Origin of the sequence: Lysinibacillus alkalisoli (assembly GCF_014643595.1) — a bacterium.
Taxonomy (GTDB): Bacteria; Bacillota; Bacilli; order Bacillales_A; family Planococcaceae; genus Metalysinibacillus; species Metalysinibacillus alkalisoli.
On record NZ_BMJT01000002.1, the window covers coordinates 341503 to 358968 of the forward strand.

Sequence of the window (17466 nt, forward strand, 5' to 3'; positions counted from 1 at the left end):
CATGCGCCTCTAAAGATAGTAGGGCGCATGTTTTTGTTATTTTTTAATTTTAGTTTACATAATATAAATTGTTGGAAGTTATATCTCATTCAATAGTATTCTTTTAACATTGAGACAAATGTAAAATAAGAGAAGAATGACTCAATACAAGCATTGTTTTGAAAACCAAAAAAAGCATGCTGTATCACACATGCTTTTTTGGTTTATGTTTAATTCTTATTATGTCCTTAATGTAAAATAAGAGAAGAATGACTCAATACAAGCATTGTTTTGAAAACCAAAAAAAGCATGCTGTATCACACATGCTTTTTTGGTTTATGTTTAATTCTTATTATGTCCTTTTGGAGAATATATACTTTACAAATTCTTCTTTTGAATCAGTATATTCTTCAATCCCTACTGACTGAATTTCAACAAATTTCTTTTTAATATTCTCATAATCTTCTCTCGAAGACTCGTCATAATTTAAATAATCTCTAAAAAAGATCAAATCTTTCCATATTTCCCCATCGTAATCAACTAGATGAATGAAGTGTATTTTTATATTAAATGTATCATCTGTAAATTTAGCAAATACAATTTCATTTTCTCTTTCCACTTTTAATTTATAAAAACCTATTTGTTTTAATTGCTTTATCAAATCAGGTTTAATGTAACTAATGTTCTCTACACCTACCAATATATCTATTAATGGTTTTGCCATTATATTTTTTATAGCAGTGCTTCCAATATGTTCAATCTTATCATTTTCAATACCAGTCGAATTATGAATTATTTCTTTTACTTTTTCAAATTCATTTTTCCAATTTTTATTGTAAGGTACCAATTTTACTTTATTTCTTTCTAACCCTAGTTCCATAAAATTCACTCCTTTATAGATATTTAGAATAAATAGAAATTTCTTTAGGATAGTCTTTTATATTTTGTTCAAATTCAAATCCTAACTTCTTTAATACTTTGATTAAGCTGCATCATAGCCAGTATTTTGCGGCTTCTACTTCTGTGCGTGTTAATTGATGGCCATTTTGTTCCCAGTAAAGTGTTACATCAGCACCTGCTTGTTCAAGCATTGAAGCTAAGTCCTCCGCTTCTTTTGGCGGGCACATAGGATCATTTTTCCCTGCAGCAATGAAAACACGTGTATGTTGTATAGGAACTACCTTATTGCGAAGTGGCACCATGGGATGATGTAAAATAGCCGCTTCTACAGCTTGATCGTAATGGAATAATAAACTTGCCGCAATATTAGCTCCATTAGAATAACCAATCGCTACTACCTTTTTAGCGTCAAAATGATATAATTCAGCCGCTTCTTGAATAAATGTATACAATTCTTTTGTACGTACGATTAAATCCTTCTCATCAAATACCCCTTCAGCTAAACGCCTAAAGAATCTTGGCATACCATTCTCTAGCACATTACCTCTCACCCCAAGAATATTAGCGTCCTTGTCCACAATCTCAGCTAACGGTAACAAATCAAACTCATTGCCACCTGTTCCGTGTAATAAAAGCAATGTTCGGTCTGTATGCCCTTTTTTAAATGTATGTTTTAACATTAGTATCACTCCTCTTTTATCTCGAATTCAAAGTAATTATACAAAATAACTTATAAAAAAGCGAATAATCCCTCTCTATGATATTTTTTTGATTACTATTGAGAAAAAAACCGGGTTTTTATAATTGATAAGTCATAAAATCATCATTATTAATCCCTTCATTACCAAAAAAGTGTATTCACTTACATAAAACACGTTTTTTATAAAATTCCTTTAGAACGAATATTTATAAAAAAAGTTTTTTTATTTCCCATAAAAAAAGAACTTGTTATACAACAAAAATAGTATGTGTTTTCCCTGTAAACAACAGCCGCAATCAAAATTTACACAATTTTATTATTTCTCGATTATGTTATTTTTTCGTCCTATAAGTCATTTTTCTTTTACTATACTATTATTAAAATACTATTTACATAATGTTACAAGTCTGTTTAAAGTAAAATACTTCTCTATAAACCTTATTATTTCTCGGTATAACTATAGGGTGAATTTTCTAAAAAATAAAAATTTGGTATTGCATTATAAGTTTTTCTTTCATAAAATGATGTCATGCTAAAAAGCTCATGCGAGTAATATTAAGCATGAAATAGCAATTTCAATCGTTAGGGGGAGATTTTACATGTCAAACAAAAAGAAAGATGCAGCAAAATCCACATTCGACGCTAAAGATTATGCTGCAATAGAAGCAATGGAGAGCTTTAATACGTTTGTGAAAAAGAAAAATACTTTTCTATTTTCCATGACAGGCGCCTTTTTACTCTTTTATATTTTACTTCCGATCCTTGCTTTTAAACCTGTACTACAACAAAAAGTAATAGGAAATATTACAGGTGTTTGGATTTATTCCGCTGCTTTATTCATTATGACGGTAGTCGTTTGTACAATTTATGTGAAAAAGGCTACAAAGTTTGATGAACAAGCGGCAAATGTAATTAAAGAGTATCAAGCAAAGGGTGGTAAATCATGAATTTAGTATCTGTAGGTTTCTTTTTAGGTATTGTGGGGCTAACATTAGTCGTTACATACATTGCTGCTAAAAGAACATCATCAGCAAGTGACTTTTACACAGCTGGTGGCGGTTTAACAGGGTGGCAAAATGGTTTTGCTATTGCTGGTGACTATTTATCAGCAGCTGCATTTTTAGGGGTGTCTGGTGCTATTGCGTTAACAGGCTTTGATGGTTTCTTTTTCTCTGTTGGTTATGTAGTAGCTAACTTAGTCCTTTTATACATCATCGCTGAGCCAATGCGTAATTTGGGGAAATATACGTTGGCTGATATGTTAACCGCTCGTTTTAACGAGAAGCGTGTGCGTGGGGTGGCCGCTTCTGGTACGATTGTTATTGTGATTTTATATATGATTGCTCAACTCGTGGGAGCTGGAGCACTGATTAAATTGCTATTTGGTATTGAATATTGGATTGCTGTATTAATTGTTGGTGTGATGATGACCACATATGTATTATTTGGTGGGATGACTGCAACCTCATGGGTACAAATTATTAAAGCAGGCCTTTTATTATTTGGTACTGGCTTATTAGCTACTCTCGTTTTAGTACAATTTGATTTTTCGTTGATGAAAATGTTTGATACCATCGCTATCGAACATGGTGAGGAGTATTTAGTACCTGGTATGAAATATACGAGTACCATTGACTCTGTGTCGATGATGATGGCACTTGTATTAGGTACTTCTGGTTTACCACATATTTTAATGCGCTTCTTTACCGTAAAAGATGCGAAAACAGCACGTTCATCGATTTCATGGACAACATGGATTACAGCTATTTTCTTCTCGTTAACCATTTTCTTAGGTTTAGGGGCATTACATTTAGTAGGGGCAGAATCGATCTTAGCTGAGAGTAAAGCTGGGAATACAGCAGCGCCACTACTTGCCTTTTATTTAGGTGGCGACGTATTAATGTCATTTATTAGTGCTGTAGCTTTTGCTACTATTTTAGCTGTAGTTTCAGGCCTTGTATTGACAGGTGCCTCAGCGATTTCACATGATATTTATGGTGAAATTATTAAAGACGGTAATTTAACAGAGAAGCAACAAGTGTTAGCCGCTCGTATTGGTTCAATTTCTATTGCGATTATTTCGATTTTCTTAGCCTTGTTTGCTCAAAGTCTCAACGTATCATTCCTTGTATCATTTGCCTTCTGTATTGGGGCATCGGCTAACTTACCTGTTATTTTATACACGATTTATTGGAAGAAGTTTAACTCAACAGGCGTAGTTGCTGCAATTTCAACAGGTGTATTATCTTGCTTAATCTTTGGTGCTATGGGGCCTAATATTTGGTCTGAAGTACCAGGTGCCGCTATCTTTGTTGGAAAGCCACTTGTGAACCTAGCAGTGCCTGCTATTATTACGATTCCTCTTGGCTTCTTAGCGGGATACGTTGGCTCAATGATTGGCGCGCGTAAACATAATACAGCTCAAGCAGAAGAAATTTACAAAGAGATTCGCGTAAAAGCCAATACAGGTGTATCTGTACAAGATGTTTCACACTAAAATAGGATGTGAGGTGATAATAATCGCCTCACATTTTTATTTAAAAAGCAATGAACAGCTAACGCCTATTTTAGGCTAATCAACCGAAAATACCATTCTCCTTCTTATTTATCTACTGGTGTAAATTCGTTATACTTTAGAGAGTGTTAGGAAGGAAGTGTAGAATGGAAATACAAGTTTACGTAGCAAGTGCGTTTAGTAAAGAAGGAAAAGGTGGAAATAAAGCGGGTGTCGTTTTTATGGACTACCTATTAACGACAGCACAAAAGATGGCTATTGCTAAGCAATTAGGTTATGCCGAAACAGCCTTTATATCCACATCACAAAAAGCAGATTATAAAATCGAATATTTTACTCCCAAGGAGGAGGTAAACCTTTGTGGTCATGCCACGATAGGTGCCTTTGTCATACTTAACTATTTAAATAAACTAAATAAACAGCACTACACTATTGAAACGAAAAGTGGTGTGCTAGATATACTACATCAAGATGATTTATTATTTATGGCACAAAATAAGCCACAATTTTACGAGATTTTAACAGCTGCTGAGTTTAGCACTTGTTTTAATACAGACATCATTGATACTCAATACCCCATTCAAATCGTCTCTACAGGATTAAAAGATATTTTGATTCCGATTAAAAGTGAACAGCAATTGCATCACTTGCAACCCCATTTCAATGAAATCAAAGCGATTAGTGAACAGTACAGCGTCATTGGTACACATCTTTACACTTGCCAAGATGACCGTATCATTTGTCGCAACTTTGCGCCTTTGTATGAGATTAATGAAGAAGCAGCAACAGGTACTTCAAACGGTGCTTTAGCCTGCTATCTGTATGAGAAACATCATATGGATAAACCGCTTTACGTATTTGAACAAGGCTACGCTCTAGCTTCCCCTTCGGAAATCATTGTTAAATTAGAGACGGAAATGAATAAAGTAGAACACGTTTATGTTGGGGGTAGAGGTTATTATTGTGAAACGAAAGATATAACCGTATGACTCCTATGTTAAAAACATCTATAAAAAGCTTCAGCACGTGTGTGCTGGAGCTTTTGTCTTTGCGTAACATGTATTCACATACCTTTATGCACAAGATGTGTAAAAGTCGCAGGATCCACTTTATTTAAGGAAGTGGGATAAAGCGTAGTAATATGTTGTTTAGGTAACCAATGACATACTTGTCCATCATCACCATAATATTCAGATTGATATATGATGTTTACTTTGTACACATATAAATACTCATGATAATTTACAGCTTGATAAGTAAAGAAATTTTCGATAATAGCAATCAAGCGTACATTTTGGGCTGTTGCCGTTAATTCCTCTTGTATCTCCCTTATTAGAGCTTGTGTTGTTGTTTCACCAAACTTGACACGCCCACCTGGTAGTGAAGTAAAACTGTCCGGAAATGTCGAACATAATATCATATCCTCATGTTCAATCCAAGCAGCTACTCTTATATTCATCTTCCCCTCACGTATGTCTATCGTTAAATCAGTCATCCTCTTCCTCCCATAATATAATCTCTGATAATCGATTGAAAACCTGAGCATGCTCCATAAAAGGACAGCCTACATCAAGTAAAAAATAATGTTCTTCATTATTGGGTTGCTTACGTACATACACAATACGCCCTCCCCCATCATCTCCTATCGCGAGATAATCAGGGAAGTAAAGGGCTGTTTCCCATGTATTATTGCGCTCTTCTATGATGGAGGCATCGTAGATCAGTAAATCTTCATGCCAATCTCGTTTGGATTGCCAAATGCGATATAAAAAGTGGTCTTTTTCAAGCTTCATCCACATTCCCCCCCTATTGTGATGCGTCATTTGCTATAATAACACAAAAGGAGGTTATGGATTTTGTTGAAGATATCCATTATTATTTTTAGTGTTGCACTTCCTCTTCTCCTTGCTTGGCGTACTTTAACAGTATCGCAAAAAGTATTGCGTAGATTAACACTCCATTTAGAAAAACGTGTGCAAAGTATGTTATTTGTCCAATTATTAGAGAACATACAATTAACAACAGACTTACCCGAACGTGCAAAACTAAAAGTATCGAGCTATATTATACCAAGATTGCCCCGTTATTTATCTGAAGGAGCGCTTAACAAAGAAGACATGAATCATTTTTTAAGTTTAGTCGCTAAATTACAAATCTATAAACCTGATGATTTGCACGAGATGACTACAGCATTTATTAAGGCACATACCGAAGTTCGTAAATCTTATAAACGTCCTGATGATTATAACCAAACGGATGAACATGCTCTATTCCTCACGTACTATCAAGACATTCAAACATTGTGGAAGGAGCAAGCAACATGAGATTTTTTAATCGATTTATCCGTATTCCCTTCCCTCAAGCAGCTATGAATAAAATGTATGTGGCAACAGCTTTTTATTGCATATTAATGAGTGTATTGCTGTTTTATGCTTTTTCATTAGAAAATGTATGGGATAGTCTACTTATTATGGTTGGTGTAGCTCTTTGGACAACATGGTACACGCGAAAACTAACTATACCTGCTCAATTTTTTGCTTTTAAAGTACCAATACAAGTAGCATTAGTTGATTTCACTAAAAAACTAACGGATATCGATGTAGTGCTAGCGCTTGAGAAAAAGGAAAAGCAAGTGGTGTTATTGCAAACACAAAAATTAGAAGCGGTTTTTTTAGCAGAGAACGAAGCTCATAATACTTTTTATCAGCTCATGCAAAAAGCAAAAACATTACATGAACAATTGCAACACGTAACAGCCACTCATAGCAACGACACTATTGCTGAAACAGCAGGTCTACTTATTTTAATGCATACTAATTTGCTGACCATGGCGGAGTTTACAGAGCGAGCGCTAGCATTGCCTCAAAGCTATCCTAAAAAGCCTACAGACGCACATGACTATACGTTACAAATTATACGTGTATCACTAAACCGCATTGAGGAACATCTGCAAGCCTTACCACATATTGATGAGAAAGCATGGCAAATGACTAATGAACGCTTACGTGATGGCCTATTATATCCGCAGTATTAAAAAAAGGCATTTGAAGAAATTCAAATGCTTTTTTATATGGACAAAAGCTCTCTCTTATTGCGTTTAGATTGATGGTAACCTACAATATCTTATCGCCTCCCATTAAATGTTTTTTTATAATAATAATCGCATGGCTCTCTGTCGTCACATACTAAAAATGATGTTAGGCATTATTTCAACTTATCACTTATATGAAATATTCTTTTCCCTTGCCATTATGAGGTGAATTATCCACACTACTTATTAAAAAAATAGCAAGAAGCAGCTTTTGCATCATAATAATTACTTAATAATGGTAATTTATCTAATCAAAGAAATAACTACATAGATTACATAAAAACACTTTTATCATAGAAAATATGTACAAATCCTATATCTATGATAAAAAAGCTATTATTGTGCCGTGTTATAGACGATGTAATATTGTTATTTTTTACAAGCTGTAGAATCCTTTATATCATGACTTTTCAGCTGGGACATCATAAAAAATACATAGACTCATTCACTTTTCAAGTGGGCTTATTTACTTTCATCATCCGGATAATTATTTTAATAAAAATAACGTGGATTATTTATTTTTGAGTTGCCCATTTCACTATGATACCCGACACTTTTCATTACCTTTTATTGCAAATACACCACTCTTTTTTCTGATAAATGCTAGCGTTTTTTTATGACAAAACGCTATATTAACATATGTTTTTATTGTGCAATATTTTTATCACAAAAATGATATTTTCAAAAATCAATAATGAATTATGCTTTTTTCTTGTCGCTTATGCATATATAAATTAACTGAAAACTCTATGCACCAAGGGTTTACAGCAATAATACCTATATTTTATTCTGTTTGCTGTATAGTTTTTTCTATCTAATACCACTATTTTATAAATATTTTTTATATAATTTCTAAAAAAGCTATTGCAATTTTGTGAACACTCTCATAAAATGAAATTACCAAATGCAAGCAAATAGCATTTTGGCAACATAAAACAGCAAAAAACTTAATCAGAGAGGGGTATGGGTATGGCCAATCAAGGAAACAACACAAAAGTTGATGTTGTAGATTACGATGCGATAGCAGCATTACCATCTTTTAAAGCCTTAGTAAAACGTAAAAATGGCTTTTTATGGACGGTTACAGCAATCTTTTTAATCGCTTATATCACATTGCCAATTTTAACATCGTACACAACTATCCTACATCAAAAGGTTTGGGGAGACATTACAGGTGTATGGATTTATTCAGCAGGACTCTTTATTATGACATGGGGGTTATGTCACTTATATGTAGCACGCGCTAACACATATGATAAAGCAGCTGCAGCTATTATTGAAGAGTATAAGCAAGGGGGCGGACGCTTATGAGTATTGTAGCAGTTTCGTTTTTCGTAGGAATTGTAAGTTTAACATTAGTCATTACTTGGTGGGCATCTAAACGCACATCCTCTGCAAGTGACTTCTATACAGCTGGCGGTGGTTTAACAGGATGGCAAAATGGCTTAGCAATCGCTGGAGACTATTTATCAGCTGCTTCATTTTTAGGTATCGCAGGTGCCGTAGCATTATTTGGATTTGACGGCTTCTTCTTCTCTATTGGCTATCTCGTAGCCTACTTGGTCGTATTGTATATTGTGGCAGAGCCATTACGTAACTTAGGTAAATTCACACTCGCTGATATGATTACAGCTCGTTTTAATACAGCAAAGGTGCGTGGCACAGCAGCATTAAGTACGATTACTATTGTATTATTCTACATGATTGCACAACTTGTTGGTGCAGGCGCACTTATTCAATTATTATTAGGTATTGACTACTGGATTGCTGTTTTACTTGTTGGCTTCATGATGACCATCTATGTATTATTCGGTGGGATGACAGCAACATCTTGGGTGCAAATTGTTAAAGCTTGTTTATTAATGTTAGGTACTGTTATTATTTCATTTTTAGTATTAAAAGAGTTTGGCTTTAGTATTTCTCAAATGTTTACGGAGATGTCAACAGCAACTGAACATGGTGAAGCATACTTAAATCCTGGTTTACGTTATACAGATGGGTTGGATACCATTTCAATGATGATTGCCTTAGTACTTGGTACAGCAGGCTTACCACATATTTTAATGCGTTTCTTCACTGTTAAAGATGCAAAGACAGCACGTTCTTCGGTTATTTGGGCAACGTGGATTGTAGGTTTATTCTACGTATTAACAATTTTCTTAGGATTTGGTGCTGCAGCATTCGTAGGCACAGAAAAGATCTTAGCAGCTAACCCTGCTGGTAACATGGCTGCGCCATTATTAGCAGAAGCATTAGGTGGCGACATTTTAATGTCATTCGTATCAGCTGTAGCATTTGCTACCATTTTAGCAGTAGTAGCAGGGCTTGTATTATCAGGTGCATCTGCTCTATCACATGATATTTACGGACAAATTATTAAAAAAGGTAAAGTATCTGAAAAAGAACAAGTGCTTGCCGCACGCATAGGCTCAATTACGATTGCTGTGATTTCAATTGTTTTAGCGCTAGGTGCACAAACATTAAACGTAGCATTTTTAGTATCGCTAGCATTTTGTATTGCAGGCTCAGCAAATTTACCTGTTATTATTTACACAATTTACTGGAAACGTTTCAACACAACTGGTGCTATTTCAGCTATGTTAACAGGTTTAATTTCTGCCCTTATTTTAGTATCTGTATCACCAAACGTATGGAATCCAGTTGAAGGTAAAGCCATTTTTGTTGGAGAGCCTTTATTCATGCTTTCTAACCCTGCTCTTGTCTCTGTACCGCTTGGCTTTATTGCAGGTATTATTGGAACATTATTATCTAAAGAAAACGATGAGAAAAAATATCGTGAAGTTAATGTTAAAGCAACAACAGGTATTTCTGTTCAAGATGTATCTCATTAATTCTAAATTTTCAAAATCCTCAAAACATTACGGTGTTTTGAGGATTTTTTATTTTGTTGTATCTCTCGTTAGGTTATGTTCTATACTAAACGTAAGGAGGTCATCACATGTATACGATTGGTGAATTTTCAAAAAAAACAGGATTAACAATTCGTGCCTTGCGCTTTTATGATGAGAAAAAAGTACTTCTCCCTGCACATGTAAGCGATACAGGTAGACGTTTTTATGATGATAACAACATTATCACAGCACAAAAAATTATGGCATTTAAATATTTAGATTTCTCGTTAGAGGAGATTAAAACATTGTTACATGAAGACCAACGTTCTATCATTGATTCCTTGCGTTACCAAAAGGCTTTATTTGAAAAAAAACGCATGCAAGTAGAGGGGATTATTATGAAATTAGAATATGCTATTGAGATTGGTGAACGCACTAATATTGTAGATATCCCTATTTTCATTTCAGTAATTCATAACCTGTTAAAAGACGATGAACAAAAGGCGATGTTTTATAGTGTATATCCAAAAGAGCTAGTTGATAAAATTTATCGTTATACAGACCCTAATATCGTTGAGTTAAATATCGCTTATATGAATATCGCAAAACGTATTAAACAGGCTTTTCATACGCCGCTTCCTGATGAAGAACTATACACGCTTTTTACAGAGCTCATTCAAGTGATCCCTCAAGATTTACTAAAAGAATTAATCGAATATGAAGAAAAGTTAAAAGAGCATGGCGATTTATTTGATAATGAGTCACTCTTCCCTTCCCCACTGACACCAGAGGAAGAATTGTGGTTTGCTAGTGAAATGGAACGTTTAAATATTACATTAATAACGGAGGATTAACGGATGGATTCAATGAAAGGTTTATGGACATATGTGCGGCAAAGTAAAGTACCAAAAGCTTTAATGGCAGGCACATTCTTTTTAAGTATTTTAGAAACAGTATTTGGTTTAGCTGTACCATTAATCACGATGCGTATGATTAATGATTTTTCAGTGAAAGGCTTTTCATTTAACATACTAATTATTGTTGGCATCTTTTTACTTGTACAAGCCATATTATCTGGGATTACATTTTATGCAATGCGCATTATAGGTGAGAAAGTGATTGCTAGCATGCGGAACAACGTATGGTCGCATGTTTTACGTATGCGTGTGCCTTATTTTGACGAACATGAGTCTGGTGAGACAATGAGTCGTATCACACAAGATACGAATGTAATTAAAGAGTTAATTACGGAACAAATCATTAGTTTTATTACAGGTTTATTAGCCATTATTGGCTCGATTGCTGTGTTGTTATGGATTGACTGGAAAATGACATTACTAATGCTAATTGCTGTACCTTTAACGATTGCTGTGATGTTACCATTAGGGCAAAAGATTAACAAAGTAGCAAAAGCTAATCAAGATGAGCTTGCAAGCTTTAGCGGACAATTAGGCAGAGTATTAACGAATATTCGTCTTGTGAAGTCTGTGCAAACAGAGGATTTAGAAGCGGAAAATGGTGCGAAAAAAATTCAGCAACTTTATCATTATGGATTGAAAGAAGCACGCATCTTAGCTGTACTGTCGCCTATTATGACGTTAGTAATGATGCTTGTACTCATTGCACTCTTTGGTTATGGCGGGGCGCAGGTGGCTACTGGCAACATTTCTGCTGGAGCATTAGTTGCGATTATGATTTACTTAATTCAAATTATTGTACCGTTCACACAAATGGCAACCTTTTTTACAGCCTTGCAAAAAGCTGCTGGTGCAACGGAGCGTTTGCAAAGTATTTTAAAGCAACCTATTGAACAACAAGATGGCGTGACACCTAAACATGGGCAAGCGATTATTTTTGAAAATGTAGCGTTTCGTTATACTGACAAACCTGTACTACAAAATATTAATTTTACTATCCCACATGGTAAAGTAACGGCATTTGTTAGCGCAAGTGGTGGCGGTAAAACGACCATTTTCTCTTTATTAGAGCGTTTCTACGAAAGAGATGCAGGTATGATTCGTTATGGTGAACAACCGCTTGAGACTATTGCATTAAAAGATTGGCGAGGCTTAATTGGCTATGTGCCACAAGAGAGCCCATTAATGTCAGGCACCGTTCGAGAAAACGTACTCTATGGTGCAGATACGACACAAGAAGCGGATGTGATTCGTGCATTGCAGCAAGCAAATGCATGGGAATTTGTACAACAACTTGAGCATGGCATGGATACGCAAGTAGGCGAGAGCGGTGTGAAATTATCAGGTGGTCAAAAGCAACGCATCGCTATAGCGAGAGCCTTAGTCAATAATCCTGAAATTTTACTCTTAGACGAGGCCACTTCTAATTTAGATAATGAATCTGAAAGTCTTGTACAACAAGCATTAACCACTGCTATGGCAGGACGCACAACGATTATCATTGCCCATCGACTATCCACCATTACACATGCTGACCAAATTTTATTATTTGAAAATGGTGTTGTAACAGGGCAAGGTACACACCAACAATTAGAAGTAAGCCACAGCTACTATCAACAACTTGTAAAAAAGGCGTTTCAGCATTAACGATCTTCTGTAGTTTGCCATTATTTTTACATGTACGCACACTTACGTTATACTAGTAAGTGAAGGAGTGACGTATTATGGCAAATTCCGCCGCTAAAAAGAAACGACTCGCTTTGCTGCGTCAAACAGGAAAAGATGTAACGAATGCACGTAATTACAATACGTTTAGTACACATGAACGATTGACAAAAACTAAGAAAGAACATATGACACAGTGTCAAAATAAACACAAAAGGCATACCCACCACTATGAAATGGACGGGGATGCCTTTTATTTGTATTACATATCATATTTCATTTGAATTTGTTGTAGTTGTTCTTCAAAGCCTAAATCGAGTAAATATTGATACACCTCTGTAGTAATATCAAAATTATTTAATTGGCATACTACTGCACCATACTTTTCATATAATGCGGTTATTACTGCTTCCACTAAGGCTTGCGTTGGCTCTTTAAATACAAGTTGATGTACAATAATGCAATCTTTTTCCACTTGATAAGCCAGATAACCTAACCACTGCTCTTGTAAAAATAAATCTACCACAATAGGACTGCGTTTGATATGTGTTTGCCATGGGATATATTGTGGTTGCAAATCAAGATGTTTTTGTTCAACTGCTGTTTCTTGTAAACGGATGGCAACTTGTTCATATGCAGTTAAACTGCCTTGTGCTACACCTAAACGATTAACCTCTTTAAAGTTAGTGGAGTCATATAAATTAATCGCTTTATCATTGCCAACAATCACTTCTAGTAATAATATTTTAATGCCTAATGCTTGTGACTGTGTAACAGCTTGTGCCACAAGTGAACGCGCAATCCCATAACCTCTGTACTTGGGCATTGTTGCCATGCCACCAATCCATGCAGCATCACCATCAATACCATATAACATAATGCCTGCATAGTCATCTTCTACTGTGGCAATTGTTGAATATTGAGGGGATAAATCATAGGCAAGCAAACGTTGTTGAAATGCCGCCTCATCCATTCGGATTGGTACAAAATAATCGGAAAATGCTTCATTCCATAATTGTGTTGCCGTTTCTGTTGGGAGTTGTTGCAATGATAAAAATGCCATAATAAAACCTCCTTATAGTCGGTAAAAATGTTTAGTGTTAGCAAGTAAAATAGCTGCTGTTTTTTGTATGGATAACTGTTTAATTTGGGCAATAGTAGCAATACTTTCATTCATCATATGAGGTGTTGTTACTTGTTGTTGGAACGGTCCATCAAAACGCCATGGCCCATCTGTTTCAATCATCATTTGCGATAGAGGATAATGTTCAACAAGTTGTTGTATCTCTTTCTCATAGCAAACATCAGGCGTAACAGATATATAGTATCCCATATTTTTCATACGTTCAGTTGTTTTCCTGTCACCTTTAAACCAATGAAAATGAGCACGCCGAATCTCATATTCTTCTAACATATCACATACTTCTATAGCATCTTCATAAACAGCATGTAAAATGATTGGTTTATCTAATGCTTTCGCTAACAGCATAAATTTTCCAAGCAAACGTTTATGTGATTCACGATCAATCTGACTATAGTATGGCAAACCTACTTCACCAATCGCAACCATTTTGCTAGCGTTTTCATAAATAAATTGAAATAAAGACGTTTCGTCCTGTAATACCGCTTGTTCAGGGTGATAGCCAAAAGCTGGCTTCACACATGGGTAATAGGTAGCGAGTTGTAAATTTCTCTTGGCACTTGCCAAATCCATTGATACGGCAATAAAAGCCTCAACATCACTATGTAAAATATGCCATTGTTCTTTCTCTGCATACTGATCTAAATGAATATGTGCATCAATCATGCTTTCTCCTCCTTAATCAGTGTAAAGAGTTGTTGTTTTAAGGCTATGAACTCAGTCGTGGCGAGCAGTGCCTCTTGTCTTGGACGGGCAAAGGGTACGTTAATGACTTGTTTAACGGTTGCTGGTCTTTTGGTAAGTACTACGATTTTATCTGCTAAATAAATGGCTTCTTCAATACTGTGGGTAACAAATAATACAGAGCGACGATGTTTCTCCCATACAGATAAGAGCCACGTTTGCATCTCTAAACGTGTAAATTCATCTAAAGCAGAGAATGGCTCATCTAAACATAATAATTCTCTATCACTTAGTAGCGCACGTATAAATGTCACTCGTTGCTTCATACCACCTGACAATTCAATCGGGTATGCCTCTTCAAATGACGCCAACCCTACGCGTGCTAGCCACTGTTTGGCCTCCTCCTTATTAGCTTTACCTTGTATTTCTTGCCCTAGCACTACGTTTTGTAATACGGTGCGCCATGGTAATAATGATGCTTGCTGTGGCATATAACTCATATGCCCCTTCTCGCCGTTGATAGGGCGTTGATGTAACAAAATGGCCCCACTTTTCGGCGCTAAAATACCACCTATAAGTTGAAACAACGTACTTTTACCACTACCGCTTGGGCCAAGTATTGCCACAAACTCTCCTTCATTCACGGTAAAGGTTACATCACGTAATACGTCCACTTCTCCAAAGGATTGATGCAATGCTTTGATCTCTAACATAACTCACACCTCTTTTGCGCGACCTTTAACAAGGGTACGCTCTAATAACTGAATAACAGCAAATAATGCCATACTTAATAGCATAATCGTGAAAATGGCAACGAAGACACGGTCGATGCGAAATGAGGATTGGGCGTATGTCATAAATACACCAATGCCTTTTTTTGCACCTAACCACTCTGATATCACAGCACCCATTACACTATAAGTTGCAGCGATTTTCAAACCCGAAAATAAAGAAGGTAATGCATAGGGTAACTCTAGCTTCCAAAACGTTTGTCCTTTCGTTGCCCCCATCATTTGCATGTAATGCTTTAATGCGGGGTCTGTATTTTTTAAGCCATCCATTGTTGCTACAACGATGGGGAAAAAGCAAACTAAACTAATAATAATCAATTTTGGCAATAAACCGAAACCAAACCAAATAATAAGTAAAGGAGCTAATACAATGGTTGGCACATTTTGTGATAATATAAGCAAAGGATAAATCATGCGATTTACAATAGGTAAACGATGTAACATTAAAGCAATGATAAAACCAATGCTTGCACCAATACATAAACCTACTAATGTTAACTCTATTGTCGCTAAAATATGAGGGATGAAATCAGGTAATGACTGAAAACCTTCTGTTACAATTGCACTCGGCGCAGGTAGTAACCACATGGGGATTTCTTGCCATCTTACAATTACTTCCCATAGGATAAATAAAGCGAGAAGGAACAGTGTTGCTGCTCCCCCTCGCTGCCATAATTTCATATTAACGATACTTCTCCGTTAATGTATCCATTGTAATACCAGATGGTTGGTATAAAATTTTTACCTGTGTAATAACATTCACACAGCCGAGTTCGACCATCTTTTCATTCATTTTTTCGATAATAGCTAATAATGTAGATAATTCACCTTCCATTGTTGTCTCTAATGGGTGCACCTCATACTTCACACCTGCATCGTCGATTACTTTAATCGCAGCATCTACTGCTGGAATCACATCTTCTACACGTTCTGTTTTTGGGATAATTTGCACACTAATTAATGAGTTCGACATGTTAAATCCTCCTTATTTTTTCGGTAAAAAATCATTTGTAAATGCTTTTTCTGGATCAAATTCGCCTTCTAGTACACCATTTTCTGTCATCCATTCGGCATAATTTTTCCAAATATCAAGTTTTTGAACACCCCATTGTGATGCATCGTCTTGATATTTATCCGCTAACCATTTTTGTGAGTTAATTACTAAATCTTGTGCTAAGTCAGGTTCAGCCGTTAGTAAAATATTAGCGGCTTCTTCAGGTTTATCGATAGCAAATTCATAGCCTTGTGCCGCTCCTGCTACAAACTTCTCTACGATTTCTGGTTGTTTTTCAATCATTTTTTCATTCGTCGCAAGCACGGGGGTATAATAATCAAGCTTGTCACTATAATCCGTTAAATACACCATATTAATGTCTTTGCCACGTAATTCCGCTTCAACACCTGTCCAACCGTAATAAATCCATGCAAAGTCCACATCTTTTTCTGTCATTGTGAAGAAATCAGTGTCACCTGCATTAATAATCTCCATCTTTGATACGTCAGCCTGATCAGCTTTCATAATCGTTTCAATCACAGCTTTTTCAATCGGTGAGCCCCATCCACCATATGTTTTACCTTCAAAATCTTTTGGTGAGGCAATATTTTTATCCTTTGGTGAGGCAAAGCCAGATGTGTTATGCTGAATAATGGCTGCAATCGAAACAAGTGGTACACCTTGCACACGGGCTTGTGTAATACCTTCTTGGTAGCTCACACCAAAATCTGCCTTGCCTGAAGCAATGAGTTGGTCAGCGCCTGCATCACCGGGTTGAATGATCTCCACATCTAAGCCTTGCTCTTTAAAGTAGCCTTGTTGTTGTGCTACATATAAGCCTGTGTGATTAGTATTGGGAGTCCAGTCCAATACTACTGTTACTTTCTCTAATGATGGCTCGTCACTTTTTTGACTGTCTTTCTTTGCCGTTTCGTCATCTTTTGCTTGACAACCGACTAATGCAAGCACAGCTACAATCGCAACTAGCCACATGAATTTCTTCATTTTTGTTCCTCCTAGGTATACAACAAAAAGCACCTAGGGACACAGTATCCTTAGGTGCTCAAATAAATTTGCGCAGTAAAGTTATTCGTGTTCCCTACGACAGTATGAACTGTATCAGGTGCAAAGGGTATCCTAATTTCTTAGTCTCTCAGTGCGTCACTACGCACTCCCCCACGTATGTTGTTCATTCAGCTTTTTTAGCCAACTTCATTATAGCAGTTCTTTTACGTTT

At 35.9% G+C, this 17466-nt stretch carries 20 protein-coding genes and 1 riboswitch; of the genes, 10 read left to right on the forward strand and 10 right to left on the reverse strand.

Features of this window, described 5'->3' with window-relative positions:
- Positions 1-331: 331 nt before the first annotated feature.
- Together IEW44_RS04160 and IEW44_RS04165 are read right to left on the reverse strand one after the other, a co-directional pair.
- Positions 332-859, reverse strand: coding sequence for a GrpB family protein (locus IEW44_RS04160; RefSeq protein ID WP_188613763.1), 528 nt, complete (start codon positions 857-859; stop codon positions 332-334).
- Between the two features lie 112 nt (positions 860-971).
- Positions 972-1559 carry an alpha/beta hydrolase gene (locus IEW44_RS04165; RefSeq protein ID WP_188613764.1) on the reverse strand — a complete coding sequence of 196 codons (588 nt, stop codon included), beginning with the start codon at positions 1557-1559 and terminating at the stop codon, positions 972-974.
- Between the two features lie 619 nt (positions 1560-2178).
- Between IEW44_RS04165 and IEW44_RS04170 the strand changes: the two genes are divergently transcribed.
- The 3 genes from IEW44_RS04170 to IEW44_RS04180 all read left to right on the forward strand — a co-directional run bounded on the left by IEW44_RS04170 (position 2179) and on the right by IEW44_RS04180 (position 5083).
- The gene (locus IEW44_RS04170; protein ID WP_188613765.1) at positions 2179-2526 is read left to right on the forward strand and encodes a DUF485 domain-containing protein; all 348 of its coding nucleotides are present in this window, start codon (positions 2179-2181) and stop codon (positions 2524-2526) included.
- Complete coding sequence (locus tag IEW44_RS04175) at positions 2523-4076, forward strand: solute symporter family protein (RefSeq protein ID WP_188613766.1); 1554 nt, start codon at positions 2523-2525, stop codon at positions 4074-4076. The genes IEW44_RS04170 and IEW44_RS04175 overlap by 4 nt, the downstream gene beginning before the upstream one ends.
- A 164-nt stretch (positions 4077-4240) precedes the next feature.
- Positions 4241-5083, forward strand: coding sequence for a PhzF family phenazine biosynthesis protein (locus tag IEW44_RS04180; RefSeq protein WP_188613767.1), 843 nt, complete (start codon positions 4241-4243; stop codon positions 5081-5083).
- A gap of 74 nt (positions 5084-5157) precedes the next feature.
- Here the strand turns inward: IEW44_RS04180 and IEW44_RS04185 are convergent, their stop codons facing one another.
- Together IEW44_RS04185 and IEW44_RS04190 are read right to left on the reverse strand one after the other, a co-directional pair.
- Positions 5158-5589, reverse strand: a complete 432-nt coding sequence (locus tag IEW44_RS04185; RefSeq protein ID WP_188613768.1) for an NUDIX hydrolase — start codon at positions 5587-5589, stop codon at positions 5158-5160.
- Positions 5582-5887: a hypothetical protein gene (locus tag IEW44_RS04190; protein ID WP_188613769.1), complete on the reverse strand. Its 306-nt coding sequence runs from the start codon at positions 5885-5887 to the stop codon at positions 5582-5584. The genes IEW44_RS04185 and IEW44_RS04190 overlap by 8 nt, the downstream gene beginning before the upstream one ends.
- Positions 5888-5950: 63 nt before the next feature.
- On the opposite strand from IEW44_RS04190, the gene IEW44_RS04195 reads away from it, so the two are divergent.
- From IEW44_RS04195 to brfA, 7 genes are all read left to right on the forward strand, one after another.
- Positions 5951-6418, forward strand: a complete 468-nt coding sequence (locus IEW44_RS04195) for a hypothetical protein (protein ID WP_188613770.1) — start codon at positions 5951-5953, stop codon at positions 6416-6418.
- A complete protein-coding gene (locus IEW44_RS04200) occupies positions 6415-7128 on the forward strand; it encodes a hypothetical protein (RefSeq protein ID WP_188613771.1) in 714 nt (237 codons plus the stop codon). Before IEW44_RS04195 ends, IEW44_RS04200 begins: the two co-directional genes overlap by 4 nt.
- Positions 7129-8154: 1026 nt before the next feature.
- The gene (locus IEW44_RS04205; protein WP_188613772.1) at positions 8155-8496 is read left to right on the forward strand and encodes a DUF485 domain-containing protein; all 342 of its coding nucleotides are present in this window, start codon (positions 8155-8157) and stop codon (positions 8494-8496) included.
- On the forward strand, positions 8493-10037 hold the full coding sequence (locus tag IEW44_RS04210; RefSeq protein ID WP_188613773.1) for a solute symporter family protein: 1545 nt from the start codon (positions 8493-8495) through the stop codon (positions 10035-10037). The genes IEW44_RS04205 and IEW44_RS04210 overlap by 4 nt, the downstream gene beginning before the upstream one ends.
- Positions 10038-10144: 107 nt before the next feature.
- Positions 10145-10891, forward strand: coding sequence for a MerR family transcriptional regulator (locus IEW44_RS04215; RefSeq protein WP_188613774.1), 747 nt, complete (start codon positions 10145-10147; stop codon positions 10889-10891).
- A 3-nt stretch (positions 10892-10894) separates the two neighbouring features.
- Positions 10895-12601 carry an ABC transporter ATP-binding protein gene (locus IEW44_RS04220; RefSeq protein WP_229704155.1) on the forward strand — a complete coding sequence of 569 codons (1707 nt, stop codon included), beginning with the start codon at positions 10895-10897 and terminating at the stop codon, positions 12599-12601.
- Between the two features lie 77 nt (positions 12602-12678).
- Positions 12679-12903 (forward strand): ribosome rescue factor BrfA, encoded by a 225-nt coding sequence (gene brfA / locus IEW44_RS04225; protein ID WP_188613775.1) that lies wholly within the window; start codon positions 12679-12681, stop codon positions 12901-12903.
- On the opposite strand, the gene IEW44_RS04230 is transcribed toward brfA, so the two are convergent.
- From IEW44_RS04230 to IEW44_RS04255, 6 genes are read right to left on the reverse strand one after another with little or no spacing between them, the layout of a single operon-like run.
- The gene (locus tag IEW44_RS04230; RefSeq protein WP_188613776.1) at positions 12882-13682 is read right to left on the reverse strand and encodes a GNAT family N-acetyltransferase; all 801 of its coding nucleotides are present in this window, start codon (positions 13680-13682) and stop codon (positions 12882-12884) included. The genes brfA and IEW44_RS04230 overlap by 22 nt on opposite strands.
- A gap of 12 nt (positions 13683-13694) precedes the next feature.
- Entirely contained in the window at positions 13695-14426 is a 732-nt protein-coding gene (locus IEW44_RS04235) for a TatD family hydrolase (protein WP_188613777.1), read from the reverse strand.
- Positions 14423-15157 carry an ABC transporter ATP-binding protein gene (locus IEW44_RS04240; RefSeq protein WP_188613778.1) on the reverse strand — a complete coding sequence of 245 codons (735 nt, stop codon included), beginning with the start codon at positions 15155-15157 and terminating at the stop codon, positions 14423-14425. Before IEW44_RS04240 ends, IEW44_RS04235 begins: the two co-directional genes overlap by 4 nt.
- A gap of 3 nt (positions 15158-15160) precedes the next feature.
- Positions 15161-15916, reverse strand: coding sequence for an ABC transporter permease (locus IEW44_RS04245; protein ID WP_188613779.1), 756 nt, complete (start codon positions 15914-15916; stop codon positions 15161-15163).
- Between the two features lies 1 nt (position 15917).
- Positions 15918-16208: a thiamine-binding protein gene (locus tag IEW44_RS04250; RefSeq protein WP_188613780.1), complete on the reverse strand. Its 291-nt coding sequence runs from the start codon at positions 16206-16208 to the stop codon at positions 15918-15920.
- A gap of 12 nt (positions 16209-16220) precedes the next feature.
- Positions 16221-17234 carry an ABC transporter substrate-binding protein gene (locus IEW44_RS04255; RefSeq protein WP_188613781.1) on the reverse strand — a complete coding sequence of 338 codons (1014 nt, stop codon included), beginning with the start codon at positions 17232-17234 and terminating at the stop codon, positions 16221-16223.
- A 74-nt stretch (positions 17235-17308) separates the two neighbouring features.
- A riboswitch (TPP riboswitch) is annotated at positions 17309-17417 on the reverse strand.
- Positions 17418-17466 lie beyond the last annotated feature (49 nt).

Coding starts and splice junctions, on each gene's coding strand:
- IEW44_RS04240 (WP_188613778.1), bottom strand. CDS start 15,157: ATGTTAGAGATCAAAGCATTGCATCAATCCTTTGGAGAAGTGGACGTA.
- IEW44_RS04200 (WP_188613771.1), top strand. CDS start 6,415: ATGAGATTTTTTAATCGATTTATCCGTATTCCCTTCCCTCAAGCAGCT.
- IEW44_RS04255 (WP_188613781.1), bottom strand. CDS start 17,234: ATGAAGAAATTCATGTGGCTAGTTGCGATTGTAGCTGTGCTTGCATTA.
- IEW44_RS04185 (WP_188613768.1), bottom strand. CDS start 5,589: ATGACTGATTTAACGATAGACATACGTGAGGGGAAGATGAATATAAGA.
- IEW44_RS04235 (WP_188613777.1), bottom strand. CDS start 14,426: ATGATTGATGCACATATTCATTTAGATCAGTATGCAGAGAAAGAACAA.
- IEW44_RS04220 (WP_229704155.1), top strand. CDS start 10,895: ATGGATTCAATGAAAGGTTTATGGACATATGTGCGGCAAAGTAAAGTA.
- IEW44_RS04180 (WP_188613767.1), top strand. CDS start 4,241: ATGGAAATACAAGTTTACGTAGCAAGTGCGTTTAGTAAAGAAGGAAAA.
- brfA (WP_188613775.1), top strand. CDS start 12,679: ATGGCAAATTCCGCCGCTAAAAAGAAACGACTCGCTTTGCTGCGTCAA.
- IEW44_RS04190 (WP_188613769.1), bottom strand. CDS start 5,887: ATGAAGCTTGAAAAAGACCACTTTTTATATCGCATTTGGCAATCCAAA.
- IEW44_RS04230 (WP_188613776.1), bottom strand. CDS start 13,682: ATGGCATTTTTATCATTGCAACAACTCCCAACAGAAACGGCAACACAA.
- IEW44_RS04215 (WP_188613774.1), top strand. CDS start 10,145: ATGTATACGATTGGTGAATTTTCAAAAAAAACAGGATTAACAATTCGT.
- IEW44_RS04210 (WP_188613773.1), top strand. CDS start 8,493: ATGAGTATTGTAGCAGTTTCGTTTTTCGTAGGAATTGTAAGTTTAACA.
- IEW44_RS04165 (WP_188613764.1), bottom strand. CDS start 1,559: ATGTTAAAACATACATTTAAAAAAGGGCATACAGACCGAACATTGCTT.
- IEW44_RS04170 (WP_188613765.1), top strand. CDS start 2,179: ATGTCAAACAAAAAGAAAGATGCAGCAAAATCCACATTCGACGCTAAA.
- IEW44_RS04205 (WP_188613772.1), top strand. CDS start 8,155: ATGGCCAATCAAGGAAACAACACAAAAGTTGATGTTGTAGATTACGAT.
- IEW44_RS04160 (WP_188613763.1), bottom strand. CDS start 859: ATGGAACTAGGGTTAGAAAGAAATAAAGTAAAATTGGTACCTTACAAT.
- IEW44_RS04245 (WP_188613779.1), bottom strand. CDS start 15,916: ATGAAATTATGGCAGCGAGGGGGAGCAGCAACACTGTTCCTTCTCGCT.
- IEW44_RS04175 (WP_188613766.1), top strand. CDS start 2,523: ATGAATTTAGTATCTGTAGGTTTCTTTTTAGGTATTGTGGGGCTAACA.
- IEW44_RS04250 (WP_188613780.1), bottom strand. CDS start 16,208: ATGTCGAACTCATTAATTAGTGTGCAAATTATCCCAAAAACAGAACGT.